16 protein-coding genes are annotated in these 19789 nt (G+C 69.6%); 8 read left to right on the plus strand and 8 right to left on the minus strand.

What is annotated here, in order from left to right; translation table 11 throughout:
- Nucleotides 1-240: 240 nt before the first annotated feature.
- From STRIP9103_RS09360 to STRIP9103_RS09375, 4 genes are all read left to right on the plus strand, one after another.
- Nucleotides 241-447 (plus strand): hypothetical protein, encoded by a 207-nt coding sequence (locus STRIP9103_RS09360; RefSeq protein WP_009306049.1) that lies wholly within the window; start codon nucleotides 241-243, stop codon nucleotides 445-447.
- Nucleotides 444-1127 (plus strand): hypothetical protein, encoded by a 684-nt coding sequence (locus tag STRIP9103_RS09365; protein WP_048819977.1) that lies wholly within the window; start codon nucleotides 444-446, stop codon nucleotides 1125-1127. The genes STRIP9103_RS09360 and STRIP9103_RS09365 overlap by 4 nt, the downstream gene beginning before the upstream one ends.
- A 72-nt stretch (nucleotides 1128-1199) precedes the next feature.
- Entirely contained in the window at nucleotides 1200-5291 is a 4092-nt protein-coding gene (locus STRIP9103_RS09370) for a CHAT domain-containing protein (protein ID WP_048819978.1), read from the plus strand.
- 35 nt (nucleotides 5292-5326) lie between these two features.
- Nucleotides 5327-5749 carry a DUF3592 domain-containing protein gene (locus STRIP9103_RS09375; RefSeq protein ID WP_048819979.1) on the plus strand — a complete coding sequence of 141 codons (423 nt, stop codon included), beginning with the start codon at nucleotides 5327-5329 and terminating at the stop codon, nucleotides 5747-5749.
- Nucleotides 5750-6168: 419 nt separating this feature from the next.
- Here STRIP9103_RS09375 and STRIP9103_RS09380 read toward each other — a convergent pair whose 3' ends face one another.
- The 5 genes from STRIP9103_RS09380 to STRIP9103_RS09390 form a co-directional block, all read right to left on the minus strand.
- The gene (locus tag STRIP9103_RS09380; RefSeq protein WP_158696859.1) at nucleotides 6169-7977 is read right to left on the minus strand and encodes an SIR2 family NAD-dependent protein deacylase; all 1809 of its coding nucleotides are present in this window, start codon (nucleotides 7975-7977) and stop codon (nucleotides 6169-6171) included.
- Between the two features lie 1179 nt (nucleotides 7978-9156).
- The gene (locus STRIP9103_RS49830) at nucleotides 9157-9834 is read right to left on the minus strand and encodes a hypothetical protein (protein WP_158696860.1); all 678 of its coding nucleotides are present in this window, start codon (nucleotides 9832-9834) and stop codon (nucleotides 9157-9159) included.
- Nucleotides 9834-10235, minus strand: coding sequence for a hypothetical protein (locus STRIP9103_RS49835; protein ID WP_158696861.1), 402 nt, complete (start codon nucleotides 10233-10235; stop codon nucleotides 9834-9836). The genes STRIP9103_RS49830 and STRIP9103_RS49835 overlap by 1 nt, the downstream gene beginning before the upstream one ends.
- A gap of 80 nt (nucleotides 10236-10315) precedes the next feature.
- Nucleotides 10316-10816 (minus strand): NUDIX domain-containing protein, encoded by a 501-nt coding sequence (locus tag STRIP9103_RS09385; protein ID WP_009306041.1) that lies wholly within the window; start codon nucleotides 10814-10816, stop codon nucleotides 10316-10318.
- 35 nt (nucleotides 10817-10851) lie between these two features.
- Complete coding sequence (locus tag STRIP9103_RS09390) at nucleotides 10852-12204, minus strand: hypothetical protein (protein WP_048819983.1); 1353 nt, start codon at nucleotides 12202-12204, stop codon at nucleotides 10852-10854.
- Nucleotides 12205-12429: 225 nt separating this feature from the next.
- On the opposite strand from STRIP9103_RS09390, the gene STRIP9103_RS09395 reads away from it, so the two are divergent.
- From STRIP9103_RS09395 to STRIP9103_RS09410, 4 genes are all read left to right on the plus strand, one after another.
- Nucleotides 12430-13179 carry a hypothetical protein gene (locus tag STRIP9103_RS09395; RefSeq protein WP_009306043.1) on the plus strand — a complete coding sequence of 250 codons (750 nt, stop codon included), beginning with the start codon at nucleotides 12430-12432 and terminating at the stop codon, nucleotides 13177-13179.
- Between the two features lie 78 nt (nucleotides 13180-13257).
- A complete protein-coding gene (locus tag STRIP9103_RS09400) occupies nucleotides 13258-14169 on the plus strand; it encodes a phosphotransferase family protein (protein WP_009306046.1) in 912 nt (303 codons plus the stop codon).
- The gene (locus tag STRIP9103_RS09405) at nucleotides 14170-14862 is read left to right on the plus strand and encodes a class I SAM-dependent methyltransferase (RefSeq protein WP_009306055.1); all 693 of its coding nucleotides are present in this window, start codon (nucleotides 14170-14172) and stop codon (nucleotides 14860-14862) included.
- Between the two features lie 26 nt (nucleotides 14863-14888).
- On the plus strand, nucleotides 14889-15467 hold the full coding sequence (locus tag STRIP9103_RS09410; RefSeq protein ID WP_009306044.1) for an HAD domain-containing protein: 579 nt from the start codon (nucleotides 14889-14891) through the stop codon (nucleotides 15465-15467).
- A gap of 71 nt (nucleotides 15468-15538) precedes the next feature.
- Here STRIP9103_RS09410 and STRIP9103_RS09415 read toward each other — a convergent pair whose 3' ends face one another.
- From STRIP9103_RS09415 to STRIP9103_RS09425, 3 genes are all read right to left on the minus strand, one after another.
- The gene (locus STRIP9103_RS09415; RefSeq protein WP_009306063.1) at nucleotides 15539-17233 is read right to left on the minus strand and encodes a relaxase/mobilization nuclease domain-containing protein; all 1695 of its coding nucleotides are present in this window, start codon (nucleotides 17231-17233) and stop codon (nucleotides 15539-15541) included.
- Complete coding sequence (locus tag STRIP9103_RS09420) at nucleotides 17223-17798, minus strand: MobC domain-containing protein (protein ID WP_048819981.1); 576 nt, start codon at nucleotides 17796-17798, stop codon at nucleotides 17223-17225. The genes STRIP9103_RS09415 and STRIP9103_RS09420 overlap by 11 nt, the downstream gene beginning before the upstream one ends.
- Nucleotides 17799-18117: 319 nt before the next feature.
- Complete coding sequence (locus STRIP9103_RS09425) at nucleotides 18118-19317, minus strand: DUF3631 domain-containing protein (protein WP_234022161.1); 1200 nt, start codon at nucleotides 19315-19317, stop codon at nucleotides 18118-18120.
- Nucleotides 19318-19789: the final 472 nt, after the last annotated feature.

Genomic DNA, 19789 nt, shown 5'->3' on the forward strand with positions numbered 1-19789 from the left:
CCGTGACCGGGCCGAACAGGTCCGCCCGGATCCGCCGGGGGCGCCTCATGTGACCGGAGAGCGCGTGATGTTTCGCTCGGAAGGCGTACTCGCGGCGCAACCCCGGGCCGGGTAAGGCCGGTTGGCGGCGCGGAAGCTTCGCGCGACGCCGCGCGCGGGCGGGTTCCGTCGTACGGGGACGGTGCTCGGGGACGGTACGCTCTGCCACCCAAGTGCTTCTGTGGTTGGGGAGTTTCAGCGTTGAGCGAGCGAACGCGGTCGGACGGCGCCGCCTCGGCGAGCGGGGAGGCCCCGCAGAGCGGCGACATCCGGTTCACCGATGAGGGCCTGGTCGAGCACTACGACGGCACCGCCTGGCGGCCGTACGGGGAGTTGCCCGACGACGGCGACCCCGAGGGCGCGACGCGGTTCCGGCACGACGACGGCGCCGGTCCCGCACAGCCGTGAGCGTCCCGCTTCCCGAGGCGGCCCAGCCCCAGAACCCCGCGCCGGTCGGGGACCAGGCGGCCGTGGTCACGCGCGCGGACGCCACCGTCGCCGACATGCGCGCCGTGGCGCGCTGGACCATCATGGCCAACGCCGCCGTCGGCGGACTGCTGCTCGCCGGGTTCCCGCTGGCCGCCATCGGCAGGATCCACGGCCTCCGTGACACCGCCGTGGCCGCGGGCGGGCTCGCCCTGGCGCTGGTCGGGGTGTTCTGGGCGATCTGGTGGACCGGCGAGGTCCTGACCCCCAGGTTCACCACGCTCCGGTCCCTCCAGGACCCCGCCCTCGCCGACCTCCGCGCCGAGATCGCCGACGCCCCCAAGCTGTTCTTCGGCCCCTTCGGCACGACCGTCGACCAACTCGGCCGGGCCTGCGAACTGCACACCACCGTGGCCGTCAACCTGACGGCACGTCTCGCCCGGGAGCGGGACGAGGACCGGCGCGCCGAACTGGACCGCGCCCTCACGGCGGCCCGCGTCAACATCGCGCACGCCACCGCCCGCCGCCGCGCCCTGGTGGAACTCGTCCACGCCTGGCAGGTGCGGGCAGCCCTGCGCCGGGCCCGGGCGCAGACGATGCTGGGGTCGCTGCTCGTCGTCGCCGGAGCGGTGTTGTTCCTGCTGGCCACGGACAAGGGCTGAGGGCTCCCACCACGGAGGGCCGAAAAGAGAGGTCGGGAGGGATCGGGCATGTCGGGGCGAGAGGGTTCGGGGATGTCCGGGAGCGACGACGCCGCCCGCATGGCCGCCCGGGCCATGGAGCTGTACGCCAGGTGGGGCGCCGTACGCGATCCCCGTGCGCTCGACGAGGCGATCGCGCTCCTGCGGCGCTGCCGTGACCTCCTGCCCGAGGGGCACCCCGCCCGTCCGATGGCGCTGTCCAACCTGTGCTGCGCGTTACGGGACCGCTATGCGGTGGTGAGCCGGGACGAGGCGGAGCTGGACGAGGCGGTGGACTCCGGGCGGCGCGCGGTGGCCTCCGCACCCCCGGGTGACCCGAACCGGTGGATGTACCACGGCAACCTCGCGGGCGCCCTGAACGCGCTGGTCCAGACCCGGCAGTCGAGCGCGGACACCGTCCTGGACGAGGCCGTCGCCCGCGCCGCCGAGGCAGCGCGGTCGGCTCCGCAGCCCGTGGCCGTGTTCCATTCCCACCTGGGCGTGGCGCTCACCGCCCGCGCCGCCCGGGGCGGTGACGGCGCGGACTCCGACGTACGCGCCGCCGTCGACGCCTTCCGCGCCGCCGTGAGCGCCACCGATCCGCGCGACCCACAGCTCGCGATGTACCTGACCCACCTCGGGGTGGCCCTGCATCAGCGCGTCCTGCGCACGACGGATCCCCGCGGGCGGGCCGACGGCCTCCAGGAGGCGCTGGACCACACCCGGCGGGCGGCACGGCTCTGTTCCCCCAGGGATCCGGAGTACGTCCTGTACCTGGCCAACCTCGCCGCCGTCATCGCGACGCAGGCCGAACTCGCCCAGGAGACCGCCGACTTCGATGCCCTGGTGGACATGGAACGCCGCGATTTGGCCGCCGTCCCCGCCGAGTGGCGCGCGCGACGGACGTGGCTGCTCGTGGCGGCGTTACGGCTCCGGTACGACCGTACGCGCGACGCGCGGGACATCGACGAGGCCGTCACCCTCTGCCAGGAGGCGCTCGCGTCGGGTGAGGAAGCCGTCGCCGGGCCGTACCTCCACGAGCTGGGCAGCGCGTACCTCGCACGCTTCCGGCAGTCGCGGGACCCCGCCGACGGCGACGCCGCCGTCGACTTCGCCCAGCGGGCCGTGTCGTCGGCCGCCGGTCCACAACGGGAGCGGGCCGAGGCGCTGTTGGGGGAGGCGCGGGCGGTGCGGTACCGGCTCGCGCCCGGCGGCGCGGGGAGCGGTGGGGGCTCGGGCGGGAGCGGTGGGAGCGTGGGCGCCGGCCAGCACGGCGACGGCGACGGCGACGAGGCCATCGCGGCCCTGGAAGCCGCCCGGCGCCGGTCACCCGCCGGCAGCGCGGAACTCGCCCTGTGCCTCTCCGAACTCGGGCTCACCCACATGACGCGGGCCATCCGCCTCCGGCACGCCGGCCTCGACGACCCCTCCGGGGCGCTGGACCGGGCCGCCGTCGTCCTGCGCGAGGCGGCGGAGCTGCGGGTCCTCGAAGGAGCGCAGGCCCTGCCCGTGCTGTTCAACCTCGGCCGCGTCCTCGGCCTGCTGTACGAACGCTCCGGCGACCCCGCCCTGCTGGACGAGGCGGTCCGGCGCCTGGAGGAGGCCGTGGCGGCCGTACCTCCCGGTCATCCGGAGTCGGCGAAGGTGTTCTCCGCGCTCGGCATGGCGCTGCGGAACCGGGCCGACCGCCTGGACAGCGTGCCCGATCTGCACCGGGCGGTGGACCTGACCCAGCAGGCCGTGGAAGCGGTACCCCCAGGTCATCCGGAGCGCGGGCAGTGGCTCTCGCATCTCGGTGCCGCCCTCACCACCCGGTACCTCAGGCTGAACACGGTGGCGGACCTGGAGGACGCGGTACGGGTGGGCCGGGAGGCCGTCGCCGCCGTACCGCCGGGGACACCGCCGCACGACCGGGCCGTCCTGCTGACGAACCTGGGCATGACACTGCGCCGGATGTACGAGCGGTCGGGCGCCTTCGCCGACCTGGACGAGTCGGTCGAGGCCCTGCGGGCGGCCGTGGAGGCGGCTGCCCCCGGCAGCGAGGGCGTGGGCGAGGCGGCCGTCACCCTCTGTCTCGCGCTGTCCGACCGGTACGAACGCACGCATGACACCCATGAGTTGGACGAGGCGATCGACGCCGGCCGACTGGCCGTGCAGGCGTACCCGCGGGGGCATGCGCGGCGGGTCATGGCGCTGACGAATCTGGCCGTGGTCCTCATCGACCGCGGCCGGCAGCAGGGACGGCGGGGCGACGTGGACGAGGCCCTCCGCTGCTGCCAGGAGGTCGTCCGCGCCACCCCGGACGGCCATCCGGCCCGGGGCAGATCCCTGCTCGGGCTCTCCACCGCCTTCCTCACCCGGTACGAGCTGACGCGTTCCGCCGCCGATGTGGGCGAGGCGATCGACGCGGCGGAGTCGGCGCTCCGGGCGACACCCGACGACGACGTGCGCCGTGTGTCCTTCCTCACCGCCCTGGCCCAGGCGCACACCTTCGCGGCCCTGCACGCGGGCAGCGACCGTGACATGAGGAAGGCGTGCGCCGTGTTCCGGGAGGCGGCGGGTGTCGAGGGGGTGCCGACCAAGGTCCGTTTCTCCGCCGCGGCGCACTGGGGGCTGCGGGCCGCCCTGCTGGAGGACTGGGCGCAGGCCGTCGACGGCTACCGGTTGGCGATCGCCCAGCTGCCGCTGATGGCCTGGCACGGCCTGGAGCTGGAGGACCGCATCAGCGGGCTGGCCGTCTCGGACAGCATCGCCTGCGACGCGGCGGCTGCCGCCCTGTCCGCGGGCCGGCCGGAGACCGCGCTGCAACTGCTGGAACAGGGCCGCGGAGTGCTCCTCGCCCAGGCCGTGGACTCCTGCTTCGACCTGACGGCGCTGGAGGAGCAGGAGCCCCGGCTCGCCCACCGCATCGCGGAGATCCGCTCCGTTCTCCACTCGGCGGACTCCGCCTTCGTCGACCCGACGGCACCCGCCCGCGAACAGTGGGCCGAGGCCCGCGAGCGCCGCGAACTGTCCGCCGAGCTGGACGAGTTGACGCGAGACGCGTACCGCCTGCTGGGGCTGGGCGACTTCCTCGGGCCGCCCTCTCCCGAGGAGCTGCGGGCGGCTGCCGGCGAGGGGACCGTGGTGGTCGTCAACACGAGCTTCCTGCGCTGTGACGCGCTCATCGTCGCACGGGACACGCTGCGGACCGTACCGCTGCCCGACCTGCGCCTGGAGGGGCCCGGCGGACTCCAGGAACGGACGGAGGCGCTGCTCGCCGCGCTCTCCTCGGCGAGCCGGTCGCCCCAGGAGGCCGGCCGCGTACTCCGGGACACCCTGGAATGGTTGCGGGAGACGATCGTGGCACCGGTCCTGACCGCGTCGGCGTCCACCGGACAGGGCTCCGGACGGCTGTGGTGGTGCCCCACCGGCCTGCTCGCTCTCCTCCCGCTGCACGCCGCCGGCGAGCTCCCGGAGCGGTACGTCTGCTCGTACGCCACCACGCTGAGGTCCCTGGCCCGGGCGCGGCGGCGGCAGAACGACGGCGACCGTACGGCCGGTGGCGTCCTCGTCGTCGACCAGGCCGACGTACCGGGTCTGCTGCCGCTGCCGTCGGCCCGCAAGGAGGCGCTGCGGCTGGTCACACAGGTGAGGGAGCGGAAGCTGCTGGCGGGGCCCATGGCCGACCGGCGTGCCGTCCGCCGGGCCCTGCCGAACCACTCCTGTCTGCACTTCGCGGGCCACGCCCGCCACGACCCGGCCCGCCCGGCCAGGAGCGGGCTCTTCTGCCACGGGGACCAGCGGCCCGCTCTGCTCACCGTCGAGGACATCGCCCGCCTCCGGCTCGACGCCGCCGAGCTGGCCTTCCTGTCGGCCTGCGAGACGGCCCGCGGCACGGCCCGGCTCCCCGACGAGGCCCTGCACCTCGCGGGCGCCCTCCAACTGGCGGGCTTCACCCATGTCGTGGCCGCCCAGTGGGTGGCCGAGGACACGACGGCCCAGCAACTGACGGCGACCTTCTACGCCGAACTCCGCCACCCCGACGCCCCCGACCGCCTCGACCCGGCCCGCTCCGCGTCCGCCCTGCACACGGCCGTCCGCCGCATCCGCCGGCAGAACCCCGACCCCCTGCTCTGGGCGGCCTACGTGCACACCGGCCCGTGAGCCGCTCCGCCAACACCTTTTGAAAGGAACCGAAGTTGGACGCCCTGCTGGCCTTCCTGGTCCCGATCGCCACCGGCCTCTTCTGGGTCGGTAGCGCCGCGTACCGCCTGATGACCTACAACGACCTGCGCCAACGCGGCGTCCGCGTCGAGGCCCAGGTCGTCGGCCCCGTCCCCGGCGTCCCGGCCTCGCACTCCCGCAGCAGAGGGGAGTGGGTGATCAACCCGCTGCTCAGCTTCACGACCTCCGACGGCCGCACCGTCCGGCACGGCGTGGGCAGCAAGAACCGCCCGGTCAGAGTCCGCCAGAACACCCAGGTCACGGTCTTCCACGCCCCGGACGACCCCCGCGAACTGGTCCTCGACGGCCATGGCGTCCGCGCCCGCGCCTACACCGAACTCGTCCTCGGCCTCTCCCTGGTCCTCATCATCGCCCTCCTGATGATCAGGGCCTTCTGATGATCAGGGCCTTCTGACTGCGACGCATACGCTCGCGGGGTTCTGACCCCGGCTCATACGCTTGCGGCCTCGGACTTGACGCGCCGTCGGACCCCACACACGTCCGCACCCGGACCGTCATGGACGCCGTGCTCGGCGGCCTGCGGGCCGGGTGCGGAAAAGGGAGACGTTGCGATCGAAGAAATCGCAGCGCGGGCATGCCCCGGAGGGTCAGGCCTTCTTGGTCTCCTAGTAATGGGGCGGGTCGGTGACCTGCGGTGATGGTTGCTGCAGGTCGCTGACCTGCTCTTTTGTCGATGGCTGGCGATGGAGTGCGACGGTCTCGAGTTGGTGTCTTGCGGACTGTGTGCGGACTGCCCATGAGTCGCGTTGTCCGCCTCCTCACGGGCCGCTTCACCCAAGGCGCACTGCAGAGATGCTCACCGCGGTCGTCGGGAGCGGTACTCCACGAGTGCTTCGAGCGCTTTCTCCGCCCTCTCCACCTTTCCACCGAAAGCTCCTGCCTGGAGAAGCGGCCAGGAGGGAGTGATCTCCCGTGCGATGTCCGGTGCGAGACCGACCTGGTCGTAACCCCACGCTGACTCGAGGAGGAACTCGCCGGGCCACGGGTTCGCGAGGAACTCGTGCTCGGTGTCCAGGGCGATCAGGGAGGCCAAAAACTCGAAGCGGTGGAAGGCGGCCGTGTAGGCGGTGTCGTCGGGCTCCACGAGACGGAACGGCTCACGCAGTTCCTCGCGAAGCCAGTGACTCTGCGGGTACTTGTACGTCCCGCCTCCCTCGGGGTGGCAGACCTCGTCGATCGAGTTCCCGTAGATGATGCGCACCGGGTTGAGGTAGACGGCCGGCGTCTGGCGCTGGCTGCCAGCGAAGGGAGGAGACCAGACCGGCTGCGTGAGGACACGCACGAGGAGGTCGTCCCGGCGCCTGAGCACCGCGGCGATGCCCACGGTGAAGGTGGCGAGCAACGCCGGGTACTGCCGCAGTTTTTCCAGGACTTCGGTGTGGTGGCCAGCGTCGCTGTCGCGCAGCCGGTTTAGCCGTTCGACGACGCGTTGCCACAGGTCGTCGTAGGTGCCGTCGTCGTGGAAGACACCGTTGGCCAACAGGTGCAGCAGGGTGTCGCAGTCCGCGCGGTAGCTGCGGATGTTCTGGGCGAAGACGGTACCGGTCAACGGATACCGCTCCCGACTGGCGTTGTTGACGATGTGGGAGACGGTCTGGTCGATCAGGTCGCGGACCTCGATGCGCCGGATCGAGTCAGGCAGGAAGCGCTTGAGCTGAGCGACGGCCGTGTCCCGAGTGACTGGGGCGACCGTCATCCGGTCCAGCGCCTCCACCCGGTGCTCAAGGTCGGTGAACAGATCGTCCGCGGTCACGCCGTCGATGACAGCGGCGGAATGCTGTGTGACCAGCCGCCTGGCCGTCTCGCTCATCTGTCCGAACTGGCCCCAGAACATCGGGTAACGCCGGGAGCGGGTCCCTTCCATCGCCGTGACCAGCGCCTTGTCCCATTCGGCCGACCAACCGCAGACGATCAGCCCGTACTCGTCCAGGACCCGCTCCAGCAGTTCCTGCTGCGCCGGAGGGTAATCCTCCAGTTCGTCTACGGTGTTCCGTTGCTGCAGGTCGGCGTAGTCGCCGTGCAGTTTGATGAGCGTGACCTGGCTGTGTACAAGGGGCTTCATGCTGGCGATCTGGTGGTCGCGGATCACCTGCGGGGAGATGCCCACCTCCTCCAACGCGCGTTCCATGAGGCGGTCGAAGTTCGTCGTCAGGATGACCCTGATGTTGCCTCTCTTCACCAGCCGGGCGATCGCTCGGTGTGCGGCAGTGGGCTGCTTGCCGCTGTCCTCGCCGTCTTCGGGTTCGAAGTATCCGGCGAGAAGCGCCTGCCGAGCTGCCTGCGAGGGGGCAGCCTCAGCCAGCAAGCGGGAGTAGCCCAGAGGTTCACCGAACTGCTTCTCCCACCAGCCCTCCGGGTCGGCCGTGGCTTCGACGCCAGTGCCGGGTGCATCGGGATTGTGCAGCACTGCGACCTTGCTGACGAGGTCTTGCACGATGCCCCAGCCCGTCTTGATACCGGACGCCATGGAGATGCCAGCGCCCAGCAGCACCGCGTACACCCCTGGGCAGGTGTGGACGTTCAGGGCCAGAGACATCCGGGGGTCCAGCACGCTGCCAGTACCCGGCACCGGCGCGCGGCTGTGTGCTGCGGTCTGATTCGTCACCACGGCCACCTCTCTTTCAAGCGGGCAGCCCGCCCTGTGCGACGGGAAGCACTGCCCGAATGCAGGTGTTGATCCTACCGCATAATCTCGTCAAGTTGACGATAAAGGGTAGGTTGCCGTCGCCGGCGCATGAGAGAGCACCTCACCGGGTGCCCGTTACCGAATGCGACGGTCCGGTCGCGCGTCAACTCTGTGTGGACGGGTCAGGGTGTGTCTCTCGGGGGTGCGTCCCGATCGCTGTGCTTTGGTGCGAATCGCCTTACGGCGACCCTGGGGCGGCTGTAGGTTTCGGTGGCAGTCACGGCGAGCGGGGAGTGTTTCTGGGGCATGCGTGAAGTCGAGGCGGTTGCCATGACGGCCGGAACGACCCGAGAGCCTGCTTCCGGTATGGGTGTGTGGAGAGGGCGGACCCCGGGGCCCGTCGAACGGAGGGGAGCCGTGGGTGGCAGATACTGAACCGCGTGAGCAGCACAACCACGGCTCCGGGACGTTCGTTGGTGGCGACGTCAATGGCGACGTCAGTATATGGCAGGTCTTTTTGCCGTCGATGGGGAAGAAAAGGGCTGGATCGAATAAGTCGCCCCATCGACGGCCAGAGCCAGACGACGAGTTAGATGATTACGGAGATCTTGGTGGCCCTTTGGTAGCTGCTGGATTCCTTGCTGTCTGGACCGGTTGGGCTGCATTCCATGAAATAATGGGTCGGCCGTGGACGGAAGGTGCTTCACCTCCCGGGACTGCTCAGCGAATCATTGGGGGAATAGCCTTCGCGTATGCATGCTTGGCGTGTGTTGCTACGTTTTTGGCCCGAACGGCCCAAGTCTTCGAGCTGTGGTCAGAGCAATGCAGGGTTACGGCTGAACAGAGTCGAGGACGAGTGGTCGCATGGCCTCCTGCTTTGATGGCGCGAGGGGTGAGCCTTGTTTCTGCAGGCGCGGCTTCCCTTGCTGAGGTGCTCGCGTCCCTCTACGGCTGGCGCTCCTTCGGTGGCACAATCACGCAACGGGCTCGAATTGCCCGTATGAATGCCGCCGCCAATGCCAAGGCCGCTCGTGCTGCAGTGCGGGAAGTGCCTAATTGCGTTCATCGGGACTGAGGGGGAGATTCGAGGTGCGCGCCAGCTTGCGGATCAGGGTGCAATTCCATCGTTGTTACTCTCGCTCGTCCTGTAAAGTCGGGCTAGCGTCCCAATAGGTAGGCCATCAATGCGGCCCCAGTCGCGATGCCCCATAGGAATGAATACCACTGCGCTTTCCGGTCGATGATGATCTTTGGTGCAGGTGGTGTCACTAGGCGCTCCATGCGCTCCGCTGTGCCGTCCAGTGCAGCTGTAACGTGGTCCATCCGGCTGAATGGGCCATCTCTCTGTAGGCGATCCATCTGCATCGTTACATCGTTCAGCGCGCGTTGGCTGCCCTCCAGTCGATTAACTAACCGTTGCAGATCAGTCACGTCTAGTCGCCCGACTGCCTTGTTTAGGGAATCTGCAGCATCGGCTAACTTTCGTGCAACAGCTGGGTTAATTCTTTCGCCGGCGAACATGAGAGAATGGGCGACGTCCTCATTGATGTTCTGAGCAGCATGCCGCAGTTGGTTGGCGACATCTTCGTTGATATTTCGGGCCGCCCGTGCGAGTGAATCCACAGTGTCGGGAGAAATAACTCCATCTTCCAGTGCCCTCCTGAGCAGCCTGGCGAGCGCTGGCGACTGCTTGGCCATCATGGCCAGCAGTGCCTTGGTTTTGGCGTCGACCATCTCGAAATGGATGCCGCCGTGGTTGTCTCCGCCGATAAATGTTCCGGAGCCATGGTTATGCTGCTCGCGACGTCCTATCTCTTCAGAGTCGGAAGGGGTCACTAGCTATTCCCTGGAGTGATGGTGATGCCGCCGTGGTTGTCTCCCCCGATGAAGGTCCCGGATCCGTGGTTGTGTTGTGATCCGATGTTGACCGTTTTCGTAGACGGTGCGGCGGAAGCAAGAGCCTCGACGTCCTCCCGCGCTTCGGGATATGCGGCAAGGAAAGCTGTGAGGTGGCCAGTCCACCTTGAGGTGATGTCCGTCGGAGCGGTCGTCTGTTGTGCCAGCGCGGCTGCGTCTTCATCCAGTGTCCGCAGAGCGTTAGACTGCTGCTGTTCGGTTCCGTGCCGGAAAATTGCGGAGAGGCGGGTGCGAAGCGCGTCAACCTGCCCCTGCAGTAAGTAGGCCGCTACGTTGCCGGCGGCACCGGTGGCGACAGCGATGGCTACTTCATCGAGCATGTCAATGGTCTTTCTTCTTTGTCGTTGCACATCCGAGATTGAAATCTGGCGGCCATGTTCGTTCAGGTAGGTGACACTCGTTACTTCCAGCCGTCCAGTGATACTTGGGGCCCACCTGTCAGGTAGCGGTTGAGGGCGCTGGCGGTGGTGTCCACGAACTCCGCGGGGATGGCGTCGGCATCGACCCAGCAGACCTGGGAGTGTTTGCGTGGTTCGCGGTTCTCGGGTTCCCCGGTCCATTCGTGGGCGGCGAAAACGACGGTGAGGAAGCCGTTGGGGGCTTCGACGCCCCAGGCGCCGTGGATGATGTGGGCGACCGCCAGGGCCTCCGGCTTCACTGTCAGGCCGGTCTCTTCGTATAGCTCGCGTGCTGCGGTCTCGGTGATGGGTTCACCGGGTTCGCTCTTGCCGACGGGGAGGTCCCACATGCCCTGGGCGAACTTGGCATTCTGACTACGCTGGAGAAGGAGGACTCGGTTGGCGGCCTTGTCGTGGACGATGACGGCGGCAACCAGCAGGGTCATGGATTCGAGAGCGGGCGGTAGGGCTTTGGCTTGGTCGTCGGTTGTCCGCTGAGCCACGGCATGTGTCCCTTCGTCGGCCGGTTGGTGGCAGCTTAGGCCAGCGCTTCGCGTGCGCGGCGGGCGAGTTCGACAGCTCCAGGCACTCTGCGGCGCTGGTAGACCGCGAGGGTCGATCGGAGTGATGTGATCGCCTTGCGGGTGCGGTCGGAGGTCATGCCCTCCATGAGGGTCAGGGCCTGGGACCAGGCTGCGACGGCCTCGTCTGCGCGTGCCTGGGCGGCGAGGCTGTCGCCGAGGTCGGCGTAGGTGAGGGCGTGGACGCGCTTGTACTTGTCCGGGTCCCAGCGGACGAGGGCGTCGCGGTGCTGTTGTTCGGTACCGATGTGATCGGCGAGGTCGGTCAGGGTGCGGGCGGTGTGGCTGGTTACGGTACCGGCGGCCGGGCCGCTGACGCGGGAGTAGCTTGGCTGTGTGCCGTCGTCGCGTAGCAGGGCGTCTTCGGCGGCGAGCAGGGCTCGGGCGGCGGCGGGCTTTTCGCCGACGGCGGCGTAGGCGCGGGCATGGGTGATGTGCAGCAGGGCCTCGGTCTGGCCGTCGACGTGGCCGAGACCGCGGGTGAGGGCTCCTTCGACGAGGTCGACGCAGTGGTGGGGTTGCTTGAGGCTGAGGGCCTGGTGTGCGAGGGAGCGCATCATCCACGCGGCGTGGCCGTGTGGGTCGGCTTCGCAGGCCAGCTGGTAGCCGACCTGGTAGTAGCGCTGGGCTGCGCCTTCCTGGCCGAGATCGTGATGCTTCCAGCCGGCCAGGTAGGCAAGCTCGGCCACGGCGCCGAAGGCCGCTTGGCGTAGGGCTTCGCTGTGGAAGCGCCCGCGAAGCATGGGTGCGGCGGTGTCGGCGAGGTAGGCGGTGACCGTGGTCAGGCCGTGGCCGCCGCCGAGGCGCTCGTCGGCGGCGCTGAAGGCGGCGGTGATTTGGCGTACGACGTCGACGTCCTCCGCGCCGACCATGGCGCTGCCGGTGCGAGCGCGGAGCATGCGGGCGGTGGCCTCGTGGTCGTAGGCGAGGGGCATGGCGACGCCGGCTGCGGTGAAGGCGGCCACGGCGAGGAAGCGGCGGCGTTCGACGTCGGCGCGGCCGAGGTCGGTGGCGGCCAGGACGGGATCGGCCTCGTCGGGTACTGACTCGGGAACACGCAGGCCGATCTCAGCCTGGGTGATCGCGCGGCCTGCCCGGCGAGACAACGCTTCGGCGAGGTACTGGCCGGTCCGGCCGGTGGGCTGGCGGGTGCCGTTTACCCAGTGCGAGACGGCCGACTTGTTGGTCTGCAGGGTCTCGCCGTTCTCGGCGGCGATGCGCCGGATGTCCCTCGCCAGGGTGTCGAACGTGCAGCCGATTGTCTCGATGGTGTCGCGCAGCCGGGAGTTGGGTTCTCTCTGCGCTGCCACCATCGCCTCCCGTCCGGGGCTGTAAACCGCGTATACCGCTTCAACTGCCTCTCACCGTACCGACTGTGCGTGACGGCGTGTTCACTAATCATCAGCCGCCCGGCACGGTCCGATACCGTGACCAGGCTCCCCCCTTCGGCCGGACGGCGCCCCGAAGTTCCGTACACCCGCTCCGGGTTCGGGCATCCCTGTGCCCGAATCCGGCCGATCAGAGACGGAGAAACGGTGACCACCATCGACACCACGGCCATCACGGTCGAGCTGCCCGAGGCGTTCGACGAGCGCTGGAGCCGCCTGCCCGGCATCCAGGTCGACGGCCGGCGCATCACCATCGACCCGGCCGAGTACTTCTTCCGCTTCGAGTCCCACACCTGGCTCGTCGCCGACTGGGAACTGGTCAAGTCCCGGCTCTTGGACGTGGACGAGACCACCGAGAGCGCGGTCGAGCAGCTCGCGTTGGACTTCATCAAGGCTCACGGCGAGTCCACCTCGGACGCCGCCCGCGTGCTGGCCACCGCCTACGAGGTATACGCGTACCTCTTCCGCGACGAGCACCTCGCCGGCCTCGGCCTGCCGAAGATCACCGCTGAGCACCTGCGGATGCTGCGCGAGGCGGCCACGCTGATGGCGTTGAACAAGGTCGAGCTGGACGGGCACATCTCCAACGTCGGCCCGTGCTGGTTCTTCCCCGCCGCCACCTCGGTCGTCTTCGACCTGGACGACGAGACGGGCGGGATGCTGGACGAGGTCTACCACGGCGGCTGGTTCAACGAGCACCGCCGCATCGAGTCCATCAAGGCCCACGCCGCCCTCGGCGGCCGACTCGTGCACGGCTGCCAGTCAGTGCCGGACCAGTCCGGCGGCGTCATCGCGCCCTACGGTGCGTCGATGGCGAACTTCCGCGACGACCTGGCCGCCTTCAAGGCGGGCTGGATCGAGCAGGTCTACGCCCACCGCGTGACCCCGGCCGCATAACACCCAGCACCAAGGCTCCCGGGGCGGGTTGGCTCGCTCGCCCGCCCCGGACGCCGCCAAAACCGCAACGGAGTCCTCGTGAACGACAACCTCACTGCCGACCTCCTCGCCAACCTGTGCACCCTCGTCGGCCAGCCCACTCCCAAGCGTGAGGAGGTACGGGTGTGGTCGATGTCCGGCGTCGAACGCGTGACCTTCCCGGACGGCAGCACGCGGATCTTCAAGTACGCCAAGAGTCCCTTCGACAGCGAGGACCAAGCCCTGCGGCTGGCCGACAGCCTCGGCATTCCCGCGCCGAAGGTCTACAGCTCGGCCCGCATCGAAGGCTGGCTCGGCATGCTGCTGGAGGATCTCGGCACCCCCATCCGGGAAGCGGACGACCTCGACGGCGCCGCCGCAGCCGTGGTCCTCCACGGCACCCGCACCGCCGTCGCCCTGCCCGTACTTCACGAGGAGGGGCTGCGGGCCCTGCCCAACCGCGCCCTGGACCACCTCGACCAGCTACGCAAGGCCGACCGGTGGCAGGACACCGGTGACATCGAGCAGGCCCTCGACCAGATCGCCCAGGCCGCCGACAGCCGCACACAGGGCGCCACCCTGGCCCCGTTCGGCTGGGTGCACTCCGAGTTCCACCCCACCAGCCTCCACATCGGCCGGCGCGGCTGGCGCCTGCTGGACTTCGCCCGCGCATTCACCGGCCCCGGCCTGCTCGACCTCGCCAGCTGGCACGGCACCATCGAGGACCCTGATCCGGTCCGACTTCGCGTCTTCCTGGAGTCGTACGTCACCGAAGGCGGCACCCCCGACGCCCTCGCCGAGCGCGGCGGCCTGACCGCCGAGAAGTGGGCGCTGGGCTGGCACCGCGTCTGGGTCGTCGAGTGGTTCATGGAGCAGTCCATTCGCTGGATCAACGACCCCAATACCGACCCCACCTACATCAAGGTCGTCCGTCGGCACCTCACCGACGCCCTCCAGCTCCTGGAGGTGTAGGTGCTCGCCCAAGCCTCCCCCTGGTACGCCCACGCCCTCCAGCGCACCGCCGCCGGTCCGGCCGAGCCGCTCGCCCCTCCCGCCCGGATGGAGTGGACGACACGGCCAGGCATCGGCCCCGGAGCTGAGATCCTCGGCCCTGACCTGCCCCGCAAGCGGGTCGTAGAACTCGGTTGCGGACCCGGACACAATGCCGCCTGCCTCGCCACCCGGCACGCTGCCAACGTCACCGGCGTCGACCTCGTCGGCCTGCAGGTCCGACGTGCTCGCTCGCACTACGGACGGCTCAACAACCTCACCTTCGTCGCCGGCCACGCCCTCCAGTTCCTGCACGCGTCTGACGAGCAGTTCGACGCGATCTACTCGATCTTCGGTGCCGTCGGTCTGATCGCGCCCGAACTCCTTCTGCCGGCCATCACCCACCGCCTCAGGCCCGGCTGCACCCTCGCCTTTTCCGTCCCTCACCCACAGCGTGGCGGCAGGACCCCCTCCGCCGACGACCGGCCCCGCCGCGACTACGTCACGCTGCCCGATCGCACCCGGCTGCCCGTCGCTCGCTGGGACTTCGATGCCGACCGCTGGGAGAAGCACCTCGACCGCGTGGGCCTGTGGCTCACCTCGGCCCAGGAGTTCAACGACCCCCGACGGGGCCGCTGGCCCACCACCTTGCTGATCACCGCGCGCAAGCTCTGACCCCTCGGACCCTCGTGGAGGAACCGATGCGCCCGCCCTACCTGCTCGTCGACATCGACGGCGTCCTCATACCCTTCCCCGACGCGGACGGCTCGACCCCCGCCACCCATGCTTGCCACGATGTCGTGCCGACCGGCCGTAGCGCTGGCGAGCCGGTCACCGTCTGGCTCAACCAGGCCCACGGCCCCATGCTCATGGAGGTGATCCGTACCGGCCTGGTCACGCCGGTCTGGTGCACCAGCTGGCGACAGGACGCCACCACCCTGATCGGACCCCTCCTCGGCCTTCCGCCCCTGCCGCACGTCGACCTGCCGCGCCCCGAGATCACCACCAGTCACCCCAACGGTTACCTCTGGAAGCGCGACCACGTCGACGCTTGGCTGGGTGACGCGCCCGCAGTGTGGATCGACGACGACTTCACCAGTCTCGACCACGCCTGGGCAGCAGAGCGCACTGCACGGGGCGTGGCGACTCTCCTTCTCCAGCCTGAGCCCCACATCGGGCTGCAGGCCGAGCACCTGGCTGAGGTCTTGGCGTGGGCTGGACATCTGTCCGTCGTGCCAGCCTATGAGTCCGGCGCTTCACCTGGAGCCACAGCAGCCTGACGTGAGCAAGAACAGGCTGATTGATGCCCTCGCCGCGAGGAGCAGCGAGGGTAGCGGCTCGACGGCTTGATCTATCGACGTCGTCGGCGTTCCTCGGGCCTGGCGTTCACCGCCGTGGCCGAGGGCTGTGGCGCCAAGGGCGCAGAGGACGAGCCGAGGGTGTTGCTTCGCGTGCGTGCTGCCTGTGCTCGCCTGTTCGGCGCGGCGGTGATGCGCCAGTTGAGGACCTCGGCGGGGCGATCCGCGGTGTCGAGTTCTCGGCGGGCAGCGACTTCGGCCAGGAGTTGGCGGGGATTGTGGCCGGCGGTCTCGGCGCGGGCGAGAGTGGTGGTCAGGGCGGGCCACGCGGGGTCGGCGAGGATGCGGTCGGCGTGGTCGGGAAGGGCCGCGCGAAGGTCCTGCTCAAAGCGGCGGGCAATCGTGGCGCGCGGGGCCCGGTGGGCCAGGTCCGACAGGACTGGCGCGGCGGCCTCCTGGTAGCCCACCTGCAGATGGCGGAAGGCTTGCTCAGCTGCTGCCGCCTGCTGCTCGTGGCCCCGTTGCTCGTGCCACTTGGCGGCGGCGCGCGCCAAGTGCAGAGCGGCGAAGACCAGGGCGATGGCGAGCCCGCCCGGATCACCTGTGACGTAGGCGAGTTCCTTGGCGGCTTCCCGCATCGCGGTGGCGGCCTGATGGTCGGCCCGGATCGCCGAGCGGCGAGCGCGGTTGAACGTCCTTGCCGCCGCCTGCAGTTCGGCACGGTGCGGGCCGTGGCTGCCGAGGGCCAGGTTGTGGAGGGCGTCGCCGAACGCATCCAGGTGGCCTTGGGCCACGACGTCGTCGCCCGAGTCGAGGACAGCGTGAGTGTGGCGGATGGCGGATTCGGCGCGGCGCCACGTTTCGCCCACGTCCGCCACCTGCTGCGGGCGGTCGGCCACGTCCTGAGTGGGGAGGCGTTCACACAGGCGCTTGTAGGACAGATCAGGCGCAAGTTTCGAGCCGCCGTACCAGATCGGCTCGCCGTTGGCAGTGTCGCCGGGCGCGGCCAGGCTGTAGCCGGTCACCTCGCCGGTCTCCGGGCCGATGCGCGGCCTTACCTGGATGCCGAGGGAGCGCAGCACGGTGAAGTACTCGTCGATGCTGCGTACGGCGGCGGCGACCGCGTACGCCTGCTCGCGCAGCCACTCCCTCGCGGCCTGCCCCTGGCCTTGGCGCTCGGCCTTGGCCCGCTCGGCGCCGGTGGGGGTGCGCGGCGCGGTGAGGTCACCGGACTTCAGGCGGCGCAGCCCGAACTTGACCTCGATCTTGCGGCACTCCTGCTGTGCCCGCCACCCGTCCCGGTTTGTACGTGGGCGGCGGCCGTCGGCGCGGACAGTTGTCGCGAGGATGTGGATGTGATCGTCCGCATGACGCACCGCGATCCACCGGCACGCCTTCTCGTCGCCCTCGGGTGCGATGCCGGTGGCAGCCACGACACGGTGGGCCACCTCGGCCCACTCGGTGTCGGTGAGGTAGCGGTCGCCGGGCGCGGTGCGCACGGGGCAGTGCCACACATGCTGCGGGGGCTTTTTGCCGCCCAGCTCACGGGTGCGCAGGTCGACGTGATGGTCCAGGCGCCTGGCGAGCAGGGTGTAGGTGGCCTCGGGGTCGCGGCCGGGGTCCGGGGCGCCGGCCATGTCCCAGGCGGCCACGATGTGCGGGTCGGTGTGCTCGTCGCGTCGGCCTTTGCCGAAGAGGTAGTTGATCAGGCCGAGCGTGCTGTTGCCGGTGGAGACATCAGGCACCATGCGCGTCGCCCTCCGTCAGTAGCCGGTCGATGAGTCGGTAGCTGTTCTCCACCGTCTGCTCGACGCTGGCCAGCACTGCTTCGGCATGCTCGGGCACAGTTCCTCGGTGGATGGCTCCGGCGATCTGGTTGAGGTTGTTGCCGACGCGGTTCAGCGCAACCGTGTGGGTCTCTATGGCCTCGATCAGTGGGCGGACGGGATCGTCCTCCGGGCTGCCGACCAGGCCCGCCTTGCCGAGGGCGACGGCGAGAGCGGCGTCGCCGACGAAGCCGGCGAATTTCTGGCCACGCCGCTCGGCCTCCTTGGCGATGATGCGGACCGCGGTCGGAGTGAAGCGGATGGTCTTCTCCTGGTCGCGCTTCTCGGTGGTGCGCTTGCGGTTCATCAGCGTGGGCAGTGCCGGGGCGTCAGGTTCGCGCCATGAGGGCTGCTCGATAGGCGGTAGGGCATCGACGGGCGGATTGGCGGGTGCGGATGCGGATTCGGCGACAGGCGCGATAGTGGGCGCGGGTATCCCCTTCCTTGGCTCGGGTGGCCGCTGGCGCCCGGCCTCCTCCTGCGCCACCCCGGGTGCGGGGGCAAGCGCGGACGAAGCCTCGTTAGAGGCTCGTTCGCTCCAGCTTGCTGCTCGTCGGCGGGCGAAGCTGAACAGCCCCCTGCGGCGCTGGAAGGGGGCTTTGCTGGTGCCTGTGTCGGGCAAGGCTGATGCTCCATTGGTGTGTGGGTGGGGCTTCGGCACATCCGTTGCATCCGTCGCACGGCTGGTCAGAGCAGGTACGGACGCGGCCGCAGGTACGGAGTGATCCGTATTGGCGAGGAGATCCGTCCCCGCGCTGACCTGCGCGGGGACGGATGCGACGGAGTGATACGGACCCAGGGAGGTGTCAGCGAGCGCGCTTGGGTCCTGCGGTGCCGCCGGGCGGACCGACTGGCAGCGCCCCGGATGGAGGGGCCGGCGGTTTGCCCTCGGCCGGGCGTGCGGGTGCAGACACGTGCTCAGGCATGGAGGGTCGGGCGGGGGTGGGGCAGTAGCGGGCCCAGGCGTCGAGGAACTGGTTGCGGGCGTATGCCTTGGCCTGCCTGCCGTTCTCGAAACGGTGGTTGGCCGGGCTGATGCCGAAGTCCCGTAGCAGGTTGGCCAGGTGGTAGGCGTTCAGGCCCTTGGTGCCGTACTCGGCCCATGGCGCTTCGGCGTCCTGGACGAGGGCGGCGAGCAGGTCCTGGCTGCGCAGGGCCTCCCTGCCGCCCTCCTGCTCGAAGACGCGGCGGATGTCACGCAGCAACCGCGTCTTCAGGGTCGTCTGCTCGTCTTGGACCACCTCGTTGCGCGTCATCGCCAGGCAGGCGGCACGGGCCTGCGCGGGCCAGTGCCCGCCGGCCAGATCGGCGACGATGATCAACGGCTCCCAGGTGTCCGCAGCGCGGTCCTCGACAGGCATCTTCGGCACCAAGCCCGCAGCGACGCCACGCAGCGGGACCAGCCATGCGGCAAGCCGGTCACGCAGTGCGTTCAACTCGGGTACCGAGTAGCGCGAGCGAAATGGGGTGATCCGCTCGCCCGGCTTGCGCTTCTGCATACGCAGCACGACCGCCCGGTCCATGATCGTGTCCGGCAGGTCGCCGATACCGGCCAGTGCGGCCATCGCGAAGGTGGAAAACGCCGTCGGCTTGTGCTCCGGTCCGGAGATCCGCCAGGCGGGCCGGTTGCGCTGGTGCCCGGCGTTCAGCAGACCGCGCAGGTCCTCCTTCTCGCCCGCCTTGGGGCCGAAGATGGTGTCGGCCTCGTCCACGAGCAGCGTCGGCGGGTTCTTGCCGATGATGCGGAAGACCACCGCGGGGGACGTGTTCACCGTCATCATCGGCTGGTGCACGGTCTCGTGGAGCACGTCCAGGACACGGGACTTGCCGCACCCCTTGGTCGGTCCCACCACTGCCAGCCGTGGCGCGTGCTGGAGAGCGGGCTGGATGTGGGATGCGGCCACCCACAGAGTGACCGCGGTCAATGCCTCCTCGCTCGGCAGCACCACGTACCGACCGATCGCCGCACGTAGCTCGTCCAGCAGCACAGATCCCTCGTCGGCCACCCGACCGGTTGCGCCAACTCGGTCCCCGGTTCCCGATCCGTCGCCGGGGACCGCGGTCTCCGAGGTGCCGTGGGGACCGCGGTCCCCAATCGTGGTCCGCGCGACCGGAATTCGGGGACCGGGTACGGGGACCGACTGACCGGAAGTGGCCGATTGGTCCGCGCTCGGAGCGGTGTCCGGTCCGCCCGGACCAGCATGGTCGGGCGTCTGCGGTCCGGTTCGCAGGCCGCTGACCTGTGGATCTTCTGTATCGGTGGATATTCGGTCCGCGACCTCTGGCAGTTGCGGACCATCACCGTCATGCGGTTGGTCCGCGGTCACCGAGACAGCGGACCGTACGTCCGTCTGGTCCGCGTGACGCCCGGGGACGCCCTTGCCGGGGACCGCGACCTCGGGCCACTTGACTTCGGGGACCGTGTTCGGGGTGGTGTTGGGGGACGTAGAGTCCTCCATAGACGTTCCTCTCAGGTGA

Origin of the sequence: Streptomyces ipomoeae 91-03 (assembly GCF_000317595.1) — a bacterium.
In the GTDB taxonomy this organism is placed as follows: Bacteria; Actinomycetota; Actinomycetes; order Streptomycetales; family Streptomycetaceae; genus Streptomyces; species Streptomyces ipomoeae.

What these genes read in the sequence shown, in the direction of transcription:
- STRIP9103_RS09370 (WP_048819978.1), top strand. Translation starts at nt 1,200, where the DNA reads ATGTCCGGGAGCGACGACGCCGCCCGCATGGCCGCCCGGGCCATGGAG.
- STRIP9103_RS49835 (WP_158696861.1), bottom strand. Translation starts at nt 10,235, where the DNA reads ATGCTCGATGAAGTAGCCATCGCTGTCGCCACCGGTGCCGCCGGCAAC.
- STRIP9103_RS09410 (WP_009306044.1), top strand. Translation starts at nt 14,889, where the DNA reads ATGCGCCCGCCCTACCTGCTCGTCGACATCGACGGCGTCCTCATACCC.
- STRIP9103_RS09415 (WP_009306063.1), bottom strand. Translation starts at nt 17,233, where the DNA reads ATGGTGCCTGATGTCTCCACCGGCAACAGCACGCTCGGCCTGATCAAC.